Raw genomic sequence first — 20600 nt, forward strand, 5'->3', positions numbered from 1 at the left:
AAGGTGAACATTAAAAAAGTCATCTTAACTGCATTGTTATTTTCTCTCACTCTTCAACTCCTTTTCTGTTCATCGGCAGCAGTTGCCAAGAAAAATGAACCTGCAGAAGGAGTCCGCGTTGCCGTGTGGGGCTTTCATTACAATGATCTTGATAGCCGAACCATGTGCAACAAATATCTTCCCAGCGATTTTCAGGAGGTTGGTAAAGAAAATCCGGGCATCTTTATGATTTCCGAAAAAGATGTGGATAAAGCTCTTGGAAAAACAAAAGTGGAAGCACTCGACCAATCTGTTGTTGCTGATTTTGCGAAGAAGGTTGATTCCCAGATAAATATCTGGGGTAATGTATCCCAGATCGAATCGACACTCTTTAACATGATCGTGTTCATCTACGATGTGCAGACATCGGAGATCAAATATGAACAGATCAAGGTTGAGAAGAAAAAAGAGGAACGTCAAAAAGCTGTTCAAAAAGTGTTTGATATCGCGATCGAGATGTGCGGTTCTGCCGAGACCAAAGCAATGGAAATTGCAATGAACTTTTTCAATTCCGAGCAGTATACCGATGCAAGACAAGCATTCTTAAATGTTCTTGATCTCAATTCTGAAGAAAAAGAAGCGTATCTCTATCTCGCATATATCAGCGCTCTTGAAGGAGATTATCCTACTGCAATTGATTATTACAATAATGCCCTCGAAATCGATCCGGAATATATCATAGCGCTTGAAGGGCTTGCCTGGTCATATAAAATGATAGAAGACTATGATATGGCTAATGAAACCTATCGCACCCTTGCAGATATTGAAGAAGGCAATATTGATTATGTGGTTTGTATCGGCGAGATTTGCAGCATCACAGACAACTTCGATGACGCAGTCGATGCATATGAAGAAGCATTGGAGATCAATCCCGACTGTCTTGTAGCGCACAAGCCGCTTGGAATTCTCTATTTCGAAGAAGATATGTATGATGAAGCAATTCCTCATCTTCGTGCAGTCGTTGATGCTGGCGTTGAGGATAGTGACATCGAAAAGAAACTTGCAATCGCATACCAGAAAACAGGCAGGATCGATGAAGCTGTACAGCAGAATCTCGATATTATCGAAAGAAACCCGAAAGCTCCTGCTCCGTATCTGAACCTCGCTGCAATCTACGTAACTCAGCAGGATTTCGCAAAAGCTCTCGATGCATTGAACACATATATAGAACTCATGCCGGAATCAGCAATCGGTTACAATAGAATTGCTGACGTGTATCGCCAGATGAAGGAGTATGACAAGGCTATACAGTTTGCACAGAAGTCCGCAGAGATCGCTCCCGGTCAACCGGAGCCATACCTTATCCTTGGTGAGATCGATAATGAGCGTGGGTATCAAAGCTATCAATTGTATGTCGATTATGATGAGAAAGCGAAAAACGCTGGTGGTGATGAATATATTAAATATAATGATCTGCGAAAAGTGAATAAGAAAGAAGCTAATGCTTATTTCACTTCTGCAAAAGACTATTATGAAAAAGCTAATTCATTAACATCCGATTATTTCATGCAGGAACGGTTGAACGATAAGGTCGATCTTGTCAATCAGCTGATCGAAGAAACAAAGCACGATCCTTTCTATGATGAATAAAGCGTTAACCTTTCAGCAGATCATCTTTCATCTGCAACAGTACTGGGATTCTATAGGCTGTATTATACGTCAGCCTTATGATGTGGAGATGGGAGCGGGAACGTTTCATCCTGCAACCTTTTTCGGATCGCTTTCTAACAAAGATGAACGAGTTGCATACACACAACCTTCGAGACGTCCCAAAGATGGTCGTTATGGAGACAATCCGAACAGACTACAGCATTATTACCAGTTCCAGGTGATCATCAAACCGTCGCCGGACGATATTCAGGACCTTTACCTCAAGAGTCTTGAAGCAATCGGAACTCCTATACGTGAACACGATGTCCGGTTTGTCGAAGATGATTGGGAATCACCAACACTTGGTGCAGCTGGACTTGGTTGGGAAGTGTGGCTTGATGGTATGGAAATCTCCCAATTCACCTATTTCCAGCAGATAGCAGGTTATGAATTGAAATCTGTGCCTGTAGAGCTTACTTACGGTTTGGAACGTATCGCTATGTATATTCAACAGGTTGATCATTTTAAAGATATTATGTGGAATGATACTATGACCTATGGCGACGTTTATATGAAAAGTGAAAAGGAGTTCTGCGAGTTCAATTTCAAGACAGCGAATGTTGACATGCTTTTTGGTGAATTTGACCGCTATGAAAAAGAGATCTATGGTCAGATAGAGATGGGCTTGGTATTCCCAGCGTATGATTATGTGCTCAAGTGCTCGCATACGTTTAACCTACTCGATGCGCGCGGAGCTATCAGCGTGTCCGAAAGAGCATTATACATAAAACGCATCAGGAACCTTGCCCGTGCATGCGCCACAGCATTTATCGAATCCCAGAAGAACCAAACATAAGGATATGTATGCCCAAAAATACTAAAACAATATATAAAGAAATACTTGATTGCTACTCGGAGACTTTCAAAGGATCTTTGCACTCTCTCTATATTTACGGTAGTGCTACCACAGAAGATTTCAATGAGAAGTATTCAGATATCAATGTCGCAGTCATCCTTGATGATATTTCAATCAGAAATCTTATCAAAGCAAGAACATGTATCAAGAAATTGAATAAGAAGCATGTGACTGCACCTCTGTTCTTGACGGAAGAGTATATCAATGATTCACTTGATTCATTTCCGCTAGAATTCTTGTCGATCAAGAATTCCCATATTACTCTTTTCGGCGACGATGTTTTTAAAGATATAGCGATCGAACCGGATCATGTCCGCCTTCAAGCAGAACGCGAATTAAAAGGAAAGCTACTCCTCCTTCGTGCTTCATTCCTGGAAAACATCGATCAGAAATATATCTTGAATGGTCTCGTTGTTTCATCATTTTCTGCACTCATTCCCGTTTTAAAAGGAATACTCTTTGTTAAAGGGAGCGACATTCCGATCAATGCACTCGATGTGGTCCAGAAAACCTCAGTTGTTACTGAAATTGACCTGTCATCCTTTGAAGCAGCCTATAAGATAAAGAACCGACATCTTAAACTCAAAAACGAAGAATTAATCACATTCTTTGAATCCTATATTTCTGCAGTAGATTCCTTAGCAGAACTCGTCGATAAGTTCTAAATATTCACGCTGGTCATGGATTTTGTAAGCACGATTCGTGCGGTGAAGTAGTTGTTATGACAAGAGTTGCAGTAATCGGCGGTGGTCCTGCCGGTATGATGGCAGCATGCAGAGCTGCTGAATGCGGAGCAGACGTCACGCTTCTTGAAAAAAAGAACAAACTCGGTTTGAAACTCTCCCTCACCGGCAAGGGGCGATGTAATATTACCAATACGGAAACGGAAATAATGACATTCGTCGAGAAGTATGGTGAGAATGGCAAATTTCTCATCAATACTTTCAATCGCTTCTACAATAAAGATTTGATGGAATTTCTGCAGAAACACGGTCTTGTTTTGAAAGAACTGTCCGGAGGACGTATCTATCCCGATTCTGACAATTCGTGGGATGTCGTGGATGTTTTTGTTGAGTATCTCAAGGATTTGGGCGTACATATTGAATATAATTCCGCTGCCAAAGAGCTGCTTCATTATCAACATGCGGCAGGTGGGGTTGTTCATGAGAAGGGCACGTTGCTTTGTGATGCTATCATCATTGCAACTGGCGGGAAGTCCTATCCGCAAACCGGTTCTTCGGGAGATGGATATCAATTTGCGCGCGTAACCGGTCATAAAGTAACTGATTTATATCCCGGTCTTGTACCTTTTAATCTTCAAGATATTGATCCGCAACTTGATGGTCTCAAGCTGAAAAATGTAGAAGTTTCAGTGACAAATGATGATCATCTTCTTGCAAGTACTTTCGGAGAGTTTTTCTTTACGGAATGGGGTGCAGACGGCTCAGCGATCCTGAGATTAAGCAGCATGGTCAAAGAAGAAGTTCAGGAAGACTATCTAACCTTACATGTCGACGTGAAACCGGCTCTTGACGAGCAGAAGGTGCATGAAAGGATATTACGAGAAATTCAAAATAATGGAAAATTAACATATTTGAGAATGCTGAAAGAACTGCTCCCGGAACAGCTGGTTCCCTATTTTATTTTAAGAACAGGCATACCGGAAGACATTCATATAGCAACTATTAATAAACAACATAGAGAAACCATTGTACGGAATCTAAAGAATCTTACCTTCACGATCACAGGTACGAGACCTATGGAAGAGGCGATCATAACCTCAGGCGGGGTGGCACTATCAGAAGTTGACCCTGGTACGATGGAATCAAAGAAGATCAAAAATCTGTATTTTGCAGGAGAAGTGTTGGATATCGATGGTGATACCGGGGGATACAATCTGCAAGCAGCTTTTTCAACAGGATATATCGCAGGGGAAAATGCGGCAAAGGAACAAGAGCATAATGAAAAAAATTGATCTACATATACACTCAAATTTTTCTGACGGCACGAAGCATCCACGAGATATTATTAAAGAAACAAAAGAGCAGGGATTCGATGTAATCTCCATAACCGACCATGATACTTTGGACGGGTATCAGGTTGGTAAAAGATTTGCACGGCGAATGAATATCGAACTTGTCCCGGGAGTTGAAATAAGCAGTTATTTCCAATCTTTTGATGTGCACATTCTGGCCTATTTTGTCGATGTGCATAACCGGCAACTCGTCAATATGTTGAAGTATTTACAAAAGGGACGTATTCTTCGGGCGCAGAAGATACTCGATAAATTAGATGAATACGGGATCAGGTTGAAACTTAAAGATGTTTTCGAGCACGTTGAAAACAAAAAAGTCGTGGGACGTCCTCATATTGCAACTGCAATGGCTGAAAAAGAATATACAACCTATGAAGAAGCATTCTGGCATTACATCGGCAATGACAGACCTGCGTATGTGCGAAAACCGACCTTCCCGCCAGAAGAAGTTATCAAGATCATCAAAGAAGCTGGCGGTATTGCAATTTTGGCTCATCCCGGCGTAATAAAAAATGATTTTATTATTGCGGACCTTGTCGATTTCGGTCTTGACGGTCTCGAGGTTTTTTATCCTCTTCACAGCCAATATCAACGACAAAATTATATTGAACTGGCTGAACGCTATGGGCTTCTGATGACAGGTGGTTCGGATTATCATGGTTTTGCACGCAAAAACGAAGAATATGGACAAGCTCTTCTTAAAGAAAATTATTTTAACCAAATATTAGATTACAGGAAAACAAAACATGCCCATTAAACGACTGATCCTCCTCAAAGAATTCGAAACGAACACGTATCTCATCTGGGATAAAGAAGAGGGGGTTGGAGTAGTTATCGATCCTGCTAACAATGCAGAGGAAATTGCAAAGGAAGCAAAAAGATTGGGTTTTGAGATCAAATACATCATAAATACACACGGGCATGCTGATCATATCCTGGCGAACTCACAACTGAAAAAACTAACCGATGCTACACTGTGCATTCATGAAGAGGATAATGAAAAATTAAGTAATCCTGATCTTAACCTGAGTGCCTTTATTGGCTATCCGATGACAACCACAAAAGCAGATCAGCTTCTTAAGGATGGAGATATCATCAAAATCGGCAATATTTCCTTAAAGGTTCTTCATACACCAGGTCACTCCAAGGGCGGAATATGCTTAGTTGGGGACGGATTTGTATTCAGTGGAGATACCCTATTTTTTGAAAGTATCGGTCGGTATGATTTCCCTGACAGCAACGGAGATCAGCTCAGGAAAAGTATACAAGAGAAACTGTTCACACTTCCAGATTCAACAAAAGTATATACAGGCCACGGTGGACCGACAACAATTGGTCACGAAAAATTACATAATCCATTCTTCTTTTAAATTATGATAATAATTTTAGATTTCGGCTCACAATATACTTATTTGATCCTCAAGTCGGTTCAGCAGCTGAACCTTTCATGTAAGGTTGTTCATTTTGAAATTTCGCTAACTGAGATCAAAGAGATCAATCCTCAGGCGATAATACTCTCCGGTAGCCCCTATAGTGTTCTTGATGATGATGCACCCTTTTGCGACCCAGCGATATTTGAACTTGGCATCCCGATCCTTGGCATCTGTTATGGTATGCAGCTCCTATGTCATCTCATGGACGGGCAGGTCGGGCATTCCCTAAAAAAAGAGTTCGGATATGTTGAGTTGATCATCAATGAAAGGCATGAACTTTTTAAAGGACTGGAAACAGGAGATGTTGTCTGGATGAGCCATTCTGACAAGATCGAGAGAGTACCTGCTGGATTTATTACGTATTCAAGCACAATCAATACTCCTTTTGTTGCCATGGAAGACAAAACAAGAAATATTTTTGCAGTCCAATTCCATCCTGAAGTGTCGCATACCGAGAAAGGATTATATATCTTCAAGAATTTTCTCCTGAATATTTGCGGACTAAAACCGAACTGGACACCAAGTTCGTTCATTGAAAAGAAATCCAAAGAGATTAAGGACATGGTCGGTGATGCGAATGTCGTTCTGGGACTAAGTGGAGGTGTGGACTCATCTGTTACAGCGATATTGCTTCATAAGGTTATTGACGATCAGCTCATACCAATTATTGTCGATACAGGCTTAATGAGAAAGAATGAAGTTTTTGAGATTCGGGAAATCTTTGAAAACATTGGTCTTCATCTCATTGTCGTGAACGCAAAAAATATTTTCATGAAGGAATTAAAAGGGATCGTTGATCCTGAGAAGAAGAGGAAAATCATTGGACGGCTTTTTATTGAAATATTCCAGGAAGAAGCTTCAAAGTTTGATAATGTTCAATTTCTTGCACAGGGCACGCTCTATCCCGATGTGATCGAAAGTTCCTCCAGCAGTGAGAACGGACCATCTGTCACTATCAAATCTCATCATAATGTTGGTGGATTACCTGAATCATTAAATCTAACATTAATTGAACCTCTTCGAGAATTGTTCAAATATGAAGTTCGGGTAGTGGGCAAAGAGCTTGGCTTGCCTGATGAAATACTGTTCAGGCATCCGTTTCCAGGTCCGGGACTCGCAGTTCGAATCATTGGAGATATTACAGAAGATAAAGTACAACAGCTTCAGGAAATCGATTATATCTTTATCGAGGAGCTAAAGGCAAATTACTGCTATGATCGTATATGGCAAGCATTCGCAGTCCTCCTTCCCATACAAACCGTCGGTGTTATGGGAGACGGCAGGACGTATGAATACGTCTGCGCACTTCGTGCTGTGAACAGCCTGGATGGTATGACTGCTGACTGGGCAAAAATTCCATATCAAATCTTACGGAAAATATCAAACAGGATCATAAACGAAGTGCAGGGCATAAATAGAGTGGTATATGATATCAGTTCAAAACCTCCAAGTACAATTGAATGGGAATAAGATCATGAAAAAGATATTTTTTGTTATCATATTATTATTGCTCCTACCACTGATAGTATATTCTCAATCCAATATTGTAGCAGAAGTTGCCGGAGAACCCATCACATGGCTGGAACTTCAAAACAGGTATGAGATGGTATGGCAGGAATATCTCCGTGATCCCAGTCGATATTCGGAAGTGTCACAAAAGACAATTCATGAAGACCTGAAGGATATTGCACTCGAACAAATCATAACAGAATATCTCTTTGAAATATATGCCCACGAGAACAATATTTTTATCAATGAAGAAGAGCTGGAAACTATGTTTAAGCAGATCTATGCGGATAACGACCTTTTCCTGACGAATGGCATGTTTGACGAGTTGAAATTTCAGCGATTCAAACTTCAGTATTCGGAGCGGTATCATGAGATCATAGATCGAATCCGTGACGATGTTCTCGATGATAAGATAAAAGAAATTATCAAAGAGCAGTTCTATCTTAATGATAAAGAACTGTATGATGCATACGTGCGGGATAATTCCAGGATACAGCTGAAGTATCTTATTATTCCGGACAGCTTGATGCCAACCTCATTTCCGTCAAGCCCTGCATATGTAAAAGAGTTTCACAAGGATCATAAATATTCCTACCAATCACCGGATAAGGTTCGTTTGGGAATAATCTATATTCAAGATGACGACTTCTTTCCAACATCAAAACCATATTACAAATATGTACCTGCTTATCGCAGAGACGCTCATGCCCAAGCGCGTATCTATGCAGAACAGCTTGCAGACCTACTCAATTCCGGTTATGAAGAGAATAGTCCGTTTTTCAAAGCTCATCATGTATTTGAAACCGGATATCTTGAGAAAGGTGATCGGATTGGTAAACTCGACAACAGCAAGGAAATTATCAAAAAGGGACTTAAACTCAGAACGGGAAGGTATTATTCAAATCCGATCGAACAGAAGAACGGATGGATTATCTTTAAAACAATTGGCAAGAAAGGTGGGGGAATAGCTGATTTTGAAGATGCTGCACTGCCTATTTGGAAGGATTATATCTCGGTTGGCAGGGATTACTATTTCGATTGTGAAACTGAAAATTATTACAATAATAATATTAAACATGAACTGCTTTTTGAAGTTGATGTTAGCTATGTAACACTCGATGCTGAGGATCTGGAAATTGATATTCATTTCAGCGAAGACTCCTTGTGGAATTATTATGAATATAATCTCGATGAATTCATAACCGTTCGCGATACAATGCCCTTCGAGAAGGTGCGCGAGGATATCATTGAAGAGCTTACCAAGAAAGAAAGGAAACGAAAAGCCGATTCGACTATCACGCATATCAAGCAGATGGTTTTCAATCATGATTTCCTGCTCGGATATCCTGAAGCAAAGATAAAATTATTCCAGAAATATATTGAGAATATGCCGTATTTTCATGATCCCTATCCACTGATCCAGGACACAATATTTACAACACCTGTTGATTCCATGTTCACTGCAAAAAAGGGAACCCGGCATGTGATCGGGCTTGTGAACGACAGAAGACTTGTACTTTCAAAAGAAAAGAAAGATCTGAAAGAGCAGGTGGGTAATCTCCTTGAAAATAGATGGGATACCGATTGGCAGGAAGGTTTTCAGGAATTTTATTCTCAGAATAAAAATGCATATTTCGAGCCAAATCTTTATCGTTTTTCGTATATATTTATACCGATTGATACATCCATAGTCATTATTGATTCTTCAAAAGCCAGGGGTTATTTTGAGGAAAATAAGGATAAATTCATTCGCTCCCGGAGGGTGAAACTACAATCGATCTTCGTGCCGGAGAGCCCAATGTTCAACAAGCGGATACAGGATATTCAGGACGCACTTAACGACGATGTAGCGTTCGATATAATTTCAGATATGTATTATAAACCACATCCGTTTGTTGAGAAGAATGATACTTTTATCAATATAAATGATCTTGATGAGATAATCTTCCGGTGTGTTGATACACTTGGATTGGAAGCGGTTTCATCGCAAATATATACTGCCGATGGATGCTTCTTTATTAAACTCATTGATATCGAGAGTGGTCTTGAAAATAAGTTTGAGAACAGAAAATCACAAGTGCTCTACGAGATGAAGCTTCCTATGGCAGACAGCACAGCAAACTGGAAAGCTCAAACTCTTTTTGATAATATCTATTCCAATAGAGATATGCTGTTTAAAACCCATCATGATGATACCTTTTATACTGATTATATGTCGCTTGATGATGAATACACAGTGATTGACAGCATGATAACATTTCCTAAAAGAGATTATGAAGAACTCAATGGACTCAGGATTGGAAGCAAGTTTCCGAAGATCTTTACTGTCGAAGGCGGGTATGCGATTTTGTTTCTTGAAGATAAAGTCACTGGTAAGAAGATAGAGGGATATGATGCCTATACAAAAGCCCGAGAGGAATTCCTTTCAAAATTGCAATATGATGAAGGGAAGATTTTTACCGAATATCTAACAATCGAGCTCATGAACAGGCAAAAAGGATATCTAACATATATATTTGGTGGGCTTCAAGAAACCCAGCTCATCAGTTATGATGATGTGATCAGCAGCCTGCCTGGGAGTAATATCATTGTGAGAAGCGCATTTGCAAAAGAACCCTATACATACAGCCACCCCATAAGATTTACTGATTATGGTTGGGGCTTTTATTATGTGACGAAAAAGGAAGTTGAAACCCCTCAAAATTTTGCTTCAGTAAAAAACCAGTATCGCCAGGAATATGTTGAGAAGAAATTTAAAAGCTGGATTGATAATTATAAACTTCAGAAACAGGTAAAGATATTTGTACAATAACTATGCAAAAGTGTAAAACTTGACATCCAATGTTATCACCAAAAAACAATGTCATTCGCAATTTTTCTACATCGGTTGCCGGGATAGCTCAGCCGGTAGAGCAGGGGCCTGAAAAGCCCTGTGTCCGTGGTTCAATTCCGCGTCCCGGCACCATTTTTTTTACCTCGAAATTATGCCGCCAATAATCGGTATTACGATTGGTGATCCTGCAGGGATCGGTCCCGAAATCATTGAAAAAGCCTTAAACAACAATAAGCTTGCTTGTAAGGTTGTCTTGTATGGCGCTCTTCCCAAGTCAGACCTTCGGAATAGTATTCCTCAAATCTCACATTCAAAAGACATCTTGAATTCAAATGCTTCGGCCCTATGGTTCCCCCTCATGCAAGAAACGAAATTTATACCTGGTTTTCCATCACGAGAAAGCGGACAGGCAGCGTATGAAGCTCTTAAAAGAGCAGGTAAAGATGCAGTCAAAAATATAATTGATGCGATCGTGACAGCACCGATCAGCAAGCATTATATCCAACTCTCCCACCAAGAATTTATAGGTCATACAGAATTCTTTGCACAACAATCACATTGCCAGGATGTCGTAATGAGTTTTTTTAGTAACAAAATAAATGTTGCATTGCTGACAACTCATTATCGACTTGCAGATATATCAAAGTCTCTTTCTATAGGTTTGGTAAGAAGTAAGATTTCAATTATTAATACTGCACTCAAAGATTATTTCCACATCGAAAAGCCAAAATTAGCTCTACTTGGACTTAATCCTCATACAGGAGAGGAGGGTGCTTTTGGAAATGAGGAAATAGAGATATTTTTACCTGCGATTGAGCAGTTACGCAGCGAAGGTATTGAGATCAGTGATCCATATCCTGCAGATACATTTTTTGCAGGGAAATATCAAGATTTTGATATGGTTATTTGTGCTTATCACGATCAGGCATTGATCCCTTTCAAAATGTTGTCTTTTGACTCTGGTGTTAATGTAACGCTTGGTCTTCCGTTTATTCGAACATCGGTAGATCATGGTACTGCATTTGATATTGCAGGTAAGAATGTTGCTTCAGATAAAAGCCTTGTCCACGCTATCCGTCTTGCTGAAAAAATGGTCTCATGAGGTCAGAATATAAGGATTTTCAAGGATTTGAGAAAATAGTCGGTATCGATGAAGCCGGTAGAGGACCAATTGCCGGACCGGTCGTTGTTGCATCAGTTGTTTTACCCCAAGATTGTCGTATAAAGGAGTTGAATGATTCAAAAAAACTGAGTGCCAAAAAGCGTAATATCTTATTTGCTAAGATTACATACAATGCTCTTCATTACGAATATGTAGTAATTGATCACAAAATAATCGATCAGATTAATATCCTCCAGGCAACGTTTAAAGGAATGAATGAACTTATAATGCCTTTCAGAAATCAACCGTACTTAATTCTCATCGATGGACCATATCTTCCACACCAGGAGTTTGATGAGAAGTACAATGCGATGTTAAAATCGATTGTTAAAGGAGACAACATTTATCACTGTATCGCAGCTGCATCCATAGTAGCAAAGGTAGTGCGTGACAGGATAATGGATGCTTATCATCGTGATTTTATACAATACGATTTTATTCATAACAAAGGTTATCCGACAAAAAAGCATAAAGAAGCAATTGCTGCACATGGGATCAGTCCCATACATAGAACAACTTTTTCTCCAGTGAAAGAATATCTTGAGAAGATAAATTTATAGAAAAACAATATTCCAACCAATAATATATGTAAATTTACTCTTTCGAAAAAATTGACATTCACTCTTTTTTTTGTCCCAATGCCATATAAATAAAATTAGAGGTAATATGAAAAGAAATAAAATTTTTCTTTTTTCAGTGATATTTGTATTTATAACTACCATTGTGAATGCTCAAGGTGTTTGGCATCCTGAAAAAACATATTGGCCAAGAACTCTTATTGATAGCAGTCAAGTAGAAATAAGTAAAGTTAAAACCAGGGTAACTATTGAACCGTTTCTTTCAATATATAATGAGATAAAGGCAAAGGCAGAGAAAGATTATGCAACATGTTCCTCGGAATTACAAAAAGCACTTGTCGCAAGATGTGCTGCCTTTCGTTTTTTTATTGAAAATGATAACTCATATGGAGATAAAGCTAAAGAGTATCTACTCGTTATACAACGGGAAACCTATTTGAGCTGGGATGAGCGGTACAAAAATATCCTTTGGGATTCCGAAATGCTTTCGGCAGCATGTGTTGCCTATGATCTTATGAAGGGTAATAATTACGATTTTGGGAATGATGAAACAGCGATTCGGACAAATATTCAGGATATTGCTGGAGAAATGTATTATGATCTTGTTTCAAGCAATCCATATACAAATACATTGCATCTCATGTGGGATCTGGGCTTTGGAGAAAAGATCAATTATGGTGTCAAGTTTGCTTCTGCACTTGGTATGTGTGCAATCGTTCTAAATACTGAGACTACAGGTGATGCAGATAAGCAACCTCAGACCTGGATCAATTATTGCATGCAGAAAACAAATCAGCAGTTTAATGACTGGCTTGTTAATGAACAGGGCATGTGGGCAGAAGGTCCTCATTACTTGTCATTCACCGCTACCAGTTATCTTCCTTTTGCTATTTCACACAATAATTTTGTTGATGGTGAGTCCGAGGATTACGGAGGTGAGTATTTATCTCCACTTACTGAGCAAGATAATTTCCAAGCGATAACAGATTGGTGTATTAAAATCCGTCAACCCAATGGTGCACGTCCAAACTTTGATGATAGTTTTCTAAATCCCCTTTTCTATAACGGCATGCTTGCTCCCATTTATGCGGACGATATTGCTGCGTGGGATTATGTAAATTGTACAGATTCATATTTTGTTGACGCAACTTCTGATAATATAGACGTAGAGATGATCTGCACATATGATGATATTGCTTATCCCGGGACCACTCTACCAGATTTTCCTCCAACCCAAATCATGCCTGATGCCGGACAAGCAGTATTTCGAAGTGATTGGGGAGAAGATGCAGTTTATATGTGTGCACTTGCTGAAAACGGGCAAGCTCGCGAAGGAGGTCGTACTCATGAGCATCCCGATAATGGAAGTTTTATTATCTACGCTCTTGGTGAGTTGCTTGCAATGGATTCTGGATATATCAGCTGGGATAAAAGAGACAGTGTGCGTTATGCTAAAAATCATAGTATGATACTTGTGGATGGCGAAGGTCCTCCTGCTGCGTCTCTTACGACTTCTGAAGGAACCGATGCTGAACTCGGATACACCTATGATACTGAAGGTTTAGATTTTGCCCAGATAACCACAAACTATCAGGACACAGATTTTTTAAGAAACATTACATTTATAAATAATTCATATTTTACTATTATTGATTATATAGGATCAACTGAAACACACAATTATGCATATCTTCTTCATGGAAATGGTGGAGGTTCAACCGGAAATGGTTTTTCTCTCGATACAAATGGCTCAGTTTATAGCGTGAATGATGTTGATCTGAACTTCTTTATAAATTCCCCCATAGCAATGGTCCTCGATAATTATGATGATTATCATGATGACGGAACTTACAATGTACCAGCAACTCATACCGTTACAAGGGCAACAATCAATGCAGATTATGGACTTTTTACTTCATTTCTTATGCCGACATTGGCAACAACAAGAGATATCACCTATGTGCCTATCAATGAAGCTAACTTCTCAGGTGGATCAATTGAGATGGATACTGAAAAAGCTCTTCTTTTAGTCGGTGAAACAATAGATGTTCAGACATATGACTTCTTTGGAACAACCCTTGGTTTTGATTGCAGCATTTTACACGTTGCAAAAAATGGAGATATTCCAAGAAATATTCAGCTTACAAGCGGTATGATATTTAACTACGGAAGCACACCTTTGATAAATAGTGATACGCGGGTGATATTGGCGCTGAATATTGGTGCAACCTCAGCAAACGGATATGTAAGCGAAGCATGTATGATCGAATTCTTTACCGGAAACGAACCCACAAACGTCACTGGCGGAACTCTTATTGGTTTTGATGAAGGAGTAACCACAATCACCTTTGATGAATCTACATATTTCACCCTTGACGTAGTATGGTCTCTTGATTACGCAATCGATCCCGGATATGTACCCGAGGATCATAATATTTCTGTATATCCCAATCCATTCAATGATACAAACGAAATTTCATTCACACTTTCAAAACCTCAGAATGTCCGAATCGAAGTATTCAATCTCAAAGGACAAAAGATCGCAGTCTTAACAGATGAAAATTATACGATTGGTTCACATTCAGTTACCTGGAATGGTAAAGATTCTACAGACAAGAATGTTGCGAATGGAACCTATTTTTATAAAATACATTTTGAACAGAGTCAACCAGTTTTGAGAAAAGTTAACATCCTTAGATAAGGAGAATCTATGAAAAAGAACTATACTTTATTACTCCTATCTGTTGTAATTCTTATCATAAGTTCATGCACAATAAAGAGTTGGGATCCCCCCGAATGGGATGTCACACTTGAAATACCACTCATTAATGAACGAGTGTATATGCATGAACTTGAGGACACAACAGATACCTACATTATTCGTTTGGACAACGATACGCTCTTCTTTTCTATGACCGAAGATATTGAGTCAAAGAATGTAGGTGATGAACTTAAAGTTGAAGGAAAAACCGAAACACTCGACAAGGAGATCGGCGATGAGCTCGAGATCGATGGTCGGGATCAAACCTTCGGCATGAGTGTTGGTGATAGACTGAATATTGATGGACACTCCCAATATTTCGAGCGAGCTCTTGATAAAATTGAGGTTGAAGAAACCGGTAACTCATACTCTGAGGTATTTGTCCTCGACTTTGTTCGATCAGAAATACCAGGAGTAGGTCCGATTTATAACACACCGATACCCCCAATCTATAATTTTCCTCCAATTGATACAGTATTTTCAATTTTTGAAAATGACAATGTAGATTACGTAGTGATTGATTCTGGTTATGCTTATATTGATTTTACAAACAATACTGAGATCCCGTTGAGTTCTATAAATCCAAGCTATTACATGTCGCTGGAGATCTATAGCGGTCTAGCCCCTTTGAAAGATGACCCGATCGTTACTTACTTCATCGATCATACGATAAACCCAACTGAAACAGAACAGATAGAAATTGACCTTTCGGGAATCCAAGTGCATCGAGAAAATTACCTTCGAGTTCGTCTGTCTACTGATGGAACGGGTGGACAACCGATCGATGTGCTGGAAGAAGATAACTTCCATGTTGCTTTCCGTGTTTCTGAAATGTTGGTGAGTGAAGCAAGCGCTCGGCTTCCCGAAGAAAGAATAACTCATAATGAGACAATTTCGATCGAAGATGCTGCAAATGAAATACAGCTTGTTTCAGCCAAGATTGATAGCTGTATCGGTAATATTCATATTGATAATCATCTTCCAATCCATGCTCGTGTTACACTCGATTTCGTGGAATTACTCGACGATACCGGTACACCATATCATTTAGTGCTCGATGTTGATGCAAGCTCAACGCAGAATGATTTTCCGCTGGATTTTGAAAACTTTCAGATCGTTTCACCAACAAAAGATGTCATCGATTCACTTCATTTCTCTTATAAAGTTAGAACCGACTCAACTGATGATTATGTTACGATTTCAGAAGATATGATCGTATCAACAAATATTGAGTTTGGCGAAATGAAGTTTGATGAGGTAACTGGATATCTCATCCAAACCTTTACCCAGCATGACTCCCTGTCTCTTGATGACGCATCTGATAAGATATTGATCCAGGAAGCAAATATTCGAAGCGGTATGATGAATATCGATATTTCAGGTCTCAGCTTCGATCCTCAAATTGGGATTATATTTACAGAACTCAGAGATCAATTTAATAATCCCGTTCATATCACAAATGCAGATTTCCCCGGCTATAGCTTTGCTGATCATAAGGTACTTCTTTGGGAAGATCAGGTAGTGCATTATGATGTTGAAGTCGATATGCCGAATACCGAGTTGATCACAGTTACAAAAACAGACTCAGTACATGCGGCAATCCATTTGAGTGATCTGATCTTCGACAGCCTTATTGGTAAATTTAATCAAATGACTATTGAGGATGAGAAAACAGTTGCCGTTGATTCAACTGGTGAATATTCACTGGTCTTTGCCGAGATAGATAGCTGCGATGTTCATGTAAGCATTCCTCAATCTCATTACACACTTCCGTTCGATGCACATATACAAGTAAAATTTGAAGAGATTTTTGACGAGTTTGGTGATACACTTATCATCGATCTTAGTTGTCCAGGTGATACAACGATCAGCTTTGATGACTATAGCATAGGTAGTAATCCCTTCTCAACAACACTGATCGATTCGCTTCACTATTCTTATGTGGTGACGACAGAACCCACTCCAGGATATGTAACAGTAAATTACGAAGATGAAGTTAGAGCCAGTATCGTTATGGGTGAGATGCGATTCAATTATGTAAAAGGAATAATCGATCATAAGAAATTTGAAATGGATGACATCGATGAAGATCTCGATATTGAAGATCTGCCGGACAGTATTTCAAATGTGATGCAGTTCCAGAGTGCAGAACTTCATCTCGATGTATACAATGGAACAGGATTTAACTGCTGGTTGAATATTGAAATGGTTGGAAGTAATGATGAAGGAGATACCGCTCGAATTCATATTGATGAAACAAGTGGCGTGATCCTGCCCAACCAGATGAACCATATCGTGATAACAGGAGGTGTTTCAGAAATGCTGAGCATTGTTCCCAGACGTGTTACAGCTACATCTCCTTATGCAACGATAGGAAATGGTGTGACGATCGGTGAGATAACAAAGAATGACTCCATCAGCGGGTCTTATACTATCGAAACTCCGTTCAAATTCATTATCAATGATCACACAGTAAAACTAAGTTCAATCGAACATCAGGAGCTTAACGAAGACACGAGGAATATAATCCGTGATAATCTGAACGGTGTGCTTCTTAATCTTACTGCTGAAAATCTTCTACCTTTTGGGTCAAATGTCGAACTATGGTTTGCCAATGATTCAACACAGGTCTGGACGAATCCCGAACTGGTTATCGATTCATTCTATGTTGCTCCTGCAACGATCGATCCGGTTCATCATACCAGCGGTGAGATGGTTACAAGTACGATCGGAGTGCTCCTTGATAAGATACATAACGATTTCGTCGTCTTTGAAAATCCGGATGTATATATCGGTATAAAAATGCACATCATCGGAACGGGAGGTGAAGTCGTCATCATACGCGGTTCAGATAATTTAAGGATATTCGGGTATGCGTCAGTGGATGTTCACGTTCAGGAAGCAGGAGGTAACAAATGAAAAAGATAATTGTTATCCTAGTTTTAGTATTTGTTGCAACCTCTCTTTGGGGTATCACCCTCTCCAATCCTGTAAGCGTTGCACTCGGAGATGCATATATTGCAAAAGCAAGGGGCTGTGAAGCGCTCCATTGGAATCCAGCAAACCTCGGAATCGTTGAGCACAAAATGACCTTTAACCTGTTCCAGCTTTCCTCAGACTTACGAAACAGCAGTTTGTCATTAGGATACTATAATGATCTTATGGATAAAGACACACTTAATCACGCTGACAAACTGGAATTTATGGATAAAGTCCCTGATGATGGACTGTTCCTTAATGCTAATGCTGGTGTTTACTTCCCCTTATCTTGCTCGATAGGTAAGTTTGCTTTCACGCTCAACAATATGACCCGTTCATCGATTCGTCTCTCAAAAGAGTATTTTCAATTAGTTCTTTTTGGTAACGAAATAGGTGAAACTTATGATATGGAAGATAACAGGGGGCGTGCTGTTTCCTTCTGGGAGATCAAAGCCGGATATGGTGATAGAATTCCCATGGAGAAAATTTCTCAATCATTCGAGGATTTTCCTCCCATTTATGCAGGTCTGAGTTTCGGATATATTATGGGTGTTGCCTATGCCAGGATCATGGAATTTGATTCACAGGTCGGGACAACAGATAGTACATTGACAATCTATAATAACCTTGTCATCCGCACAGCAGGTTATGATTCTGACAGTTCAAGGTTTCATGAATCTGCCATATTTCCCGGCGCAGGTAATGGTTACAGGATAAACTTCGGATTAACCTCTCCGATAACCGAAAAAATTACTGCATCTCTGGCAATCAAAAATCTTTTTGGTGTGATCAACTGGACTAAATCTTGTGAAGAGCATAATATTCGCGTGAGAGCGTTCGATTTTACGATCGATACCTGGAATGACTCAATGGCTGTAGATACGACCTACGCAATTGATAATTTCTCGCAGACAATACCGGTTGAAATCCATCTTGGCGGATCGTTCAAGTTCAATAAAATAACAGTCTATACTGATTATGTACAGGCATTTGAGAGAAGCTTGTTCACATCCGCGAAACCTAAATTCTCTGTAGGTGCGGAATATTATCCACTGAACTGGTTGCCGGTTCGTGCAGGTTTTGGTTTTGGTGGTGGTGAACGTCCGCATTATTCTCTGGGTTCCGGTTTTGAGCTTGGAAGCTTTGATTTCAACTGGGGAGTCTCATACTATACTTCTCCGCTCTATACTTCCGCGACCGGTATCAAGCTGTCATTTGGTGCGAGACTGGCATTCTAATATACTAATAACCTTATAAAACAAGGGAGCTTCGTGCTCCCTTTTTTTATGACCTTGCGAATGGATTACTTCAGTAATTCTTCCCAACGGTTAAGTATTGGATTAACGAATGGGTTGAACATGTTCAGCACTACTTCATTACCTGAAATTCATACTTAGCGTCCCACCCTCAACGCTCTAAGATCATAGGACATTTGACATTTCCCCTCAATGAAATATCTTTCTCATAATATGAATCATCTAAAAAACTTGAACAAATTTATTGGGCTCACGCTACTTCGTATGGAGGTTTCATGGATTTGAAAAAGCTGTTTCTGTTGATTATTATACTTCTGAGTATTAATATTTTAGTACTCAAGTTCAATGATATCACGAAGAAAGATTCATCTTCAATCGAAATGATGAATGTTTCCCAGCCGCAAGTGCAAAATTATTCACTACGGGATACCATCGATTTTGACAAGAGAATGCTGGAGAATGATGAAGTTACTGTTTCCCGCAGAAATGGCATCACAAAGGCGATAGAAAAGATCAAACCTACAGTAGTAAGTGTAAATGTTATACAAACTCAGGTCGTTCAAACAAATCCTTTCAACTCATTATTTTTTGATTTTTACAGGGGATTCCTTCCGCGTACTTATACGCGCGAAGTTCAAAATCTCGGTTCAGGTGTGATTATCAGCGAAGACGGATATGCCATTACAAATAGCCATGTTGTGCAGAATGCATCGGAGATCAAAGTATTTCTCTCGGATGGAAGAAATTTTGAAGCTGAGCTCATCGGCAGTGATGATGTGAACGATATAGCGGTTATCAAACTCAAAGAAATTGAAGCCGATCTACCTCGTGCATACCTCGGGGATTCAGACGATCTTATCATTGGGGAATGGACGATTGCACTAGGAAATCCCTTCGGATATCTTATCAAGGATTCCGAGCCGACTGTTACTGTTGGCGTTGTTTCCGCACTAAACAGGAATTTCCACAGCAAAGAAGACCGCATCTACAAAAAGATGATACAAACCGATGCTGCGATCAATCCGGGAAACAGCGGGGGACCGCTCGTGAATGTGAATGGAGAGATCATCGGGATCAATACGTTTATATTTTCAAAAAGCGGGGGGAGTCTTGGAATTGGATTTGCTATTCCTTCTAATCGAGTAAAAAATATTGTTCAGGAGATCATCAAATACGGTGGTATTAGATCCATCTGGTTCGGCTTTAAGGTTCAGGATATAACTCCTTCGATCGCAAACAGTCTTGGCTTGAAATCCTCCAACGGTGTGATCATAACATACATCGATGAAAACGGACCTGCGGATAATGCAGGACTCAAACGCGGCGACATCATCACAAGTATCGATTCGCAGGAAATTAAAGATGTGAATGATGCAGAATTTGCAGTATCAGACCTGAGGATTGGCGAAGAGATCAGTATCGAGATCATACGTGATGGAAAGGATATGACAAAGAATCTCACGCCACAGGAATACCAGGATAAGAAAGGCACGTTTTTCAAACTATAAT

At 39.6% G+C, this 20600-nt stretch carries 14 protein-coding genes and 1 tRNA gene; all 15 read left to right on the forward strand.

Translation table 11 applies throughout. The features are described 5' to 3' along the window. Positions 1 to 1629, forward strand: a 1629-nt coding sequence (locus JW794_02695) for a tetratricopeptide repeat protein (protein MBN2017032.1), incomplete at its 5' end; no start/stop codon positions are given. Beyond that, on the forward strand, positions 1622 to 2485 hold the full coding sequence (locus tag JW794_02700; protein MBN2017033.1) for a glycine--tRNA ligase subunit alpha: 864 nt from the start codon (positions 1622 to 1624) through the stop codon (positions 2483 to 2485). The genes JW794_02695 and JW794_02700, both read left to right, overlap by 8 nt. Positions 2486 to 2493: 8 nt before the next feature. Then, positions 2494 to 3210, forward strand: coding sequence for a hypothetical protein (locus JW794_02705; GenBank protein MBN2017034.1), 717 nt, complete (start codon positions 2494 to 2496; stop codon positions 3208 to 3210). A 56-nt stretch (positions 3211 to 3266) separates the two neighbouring features. Continuing rightward, on the forward strand, positions 3267 to 4520 hold the full coding sequence (locus JW794_02710; GenBank protein MBN2017035.1) for an NAD(P)/FAD-dependent oxidoreductase: 1254 nt from the start codon (positions 3267 to 3269) through the stop codon (positions 4518 to 4520). Beyond that, the gene (locus tag JW794_02715; GenBank protein MBN2017036.1) at positions 4507 to 5337 is read left to right on the forward strand and encodes a PHP domain-containing protein; all 831 of its coding nucleotides are present in this window, start codon (positions 4507 to 4509) and stop codon (positions 5335 to 5337) included. The genes JW794_02710 and JW794_02715 overlap by 14 nt, the downstream gene beginning before the upstream one ends. Then, on the forward strand, positions 5327 to 5950 hold the full coding sequence (locus JW794_02720) for an MBL fold metallo-hydrolase (GenBank protein MBN2017037.1): 624 nt from the start codon (positions 5327 to 5329) through the stop codon (positions 5948 to 5950). Before JW794_02715 ends, JW794_02720 begins: the two co-directional genes overlap by 11 nt. Positions 5951 to 5953: 3 nt before the next feature. Then, entirely contained in the window at positions 5954 to 7483 is a 1530-nt protein-coding gene (gene guaA / locus JW794_02725; GenBank protein MBN2017038.1) for a glutamine-hydrolyzing GMP synthase, read from the forward strand. Between the two features lie 4 nt (positions 7484 to 7487). Then, on the forward strand, positions 7488 to 10334 hold the full coding sequence (locus tag JW794_02730; GenBank protein MBN2017039.1) for a SurA N-terminal domain-containing protein: 2847 nt from the start codon (positions 7488 to 7490) through the stop codon (positions 10332 to 10334). Between the two features lie 77 nt (positions 10335 to 10411). Next, positions 10412 to 10487 (forward strand) — tRNA-Phe (locus JW794_02735). Positions 10488 to 10506: 19 nt separating this feature from the next. Next, on the forward strand, positions 10507 to 11457 hold the full coding sequence (pdxA, locus tag JW794_02740; GenBank protein ID MBN2017040.1) for a 4-hydroxythreonine-4-phosphate dehydrogenase PdxA: 951 nt from the start codon (positions 10507 to 10509) through the stop codon (positions 11455 to 11457). Continuing rightward, positions 11454 to 12077: a ribonuclease HII gene (locus tag JW794_02745; protein ID MBN2017041.1), complete on the forward strand. Its 624-nt coding sequence runs from the start codon at positions 11454 to 11456 to the stop codon at positions 12075 to 12077. Before pdxA ends, JW794_02745 begins: the two co-directional genes overlap by 4 nt. Positions 12078 to 12183: 106 nt before the next feature. Continuing rightward, on the forward strand, positions 12184 to 14796 hold the full coding sequence (locus JW794_02750) for a heparinase II/III family protein (protein MBN2017042.1): 2613 nt from the start codon (positions 12184 to 12186) through the stop codon (positions 14794 to 14796). 9 nt (positions 14797 to 14805) lie between these two features. Then, positions 14806 to 17775, forward strand: a complete 2970-nt coding sequence (locus tag JW794_02755) for a hypothetical protein (protein ID MBN2017043.1) — start codon at positions 14806 to 14808, stop codon at positions 17773 to 17775. Then, complete coding sequence (locus tag JW794_02760; GenBank protein ID MBN2017044.1) at positions 17772 to 19073, forward strand: hypothetical protein; 1302 nt, start codon at positions 17772 to 17774, stop codon at positions 19071 to 19073. The genes JW794_02755 and JW794_02760 overlap by 4 nt, the downstream gene beginning before the upstream one ends. Before the next feature lie 293 nt (positions 19074 to 19366). Continuing rightward, positions 19367 to 20599, forward strand: a complete 1233-nt coding sequence (locus JW794_02765) for a trypsin-like peptidase domain-containing protein (protein MBN2017045.1) — start codon at positions 19367 to 19369, stop codon at positions 20597 to 20599. Position 20600 lies beyond the last annotated feature (1 nt).

It is taken from the genome of Candidatus Cloacimonadota bacterium (assembly GCA_016932035.1).
Taxonomy (GTDB): domain Bacteria; phylum Cloacimonadota; class Cloacimonadia; order JGIOTU-2; family JGIOTU-2; genus Celaenobacter.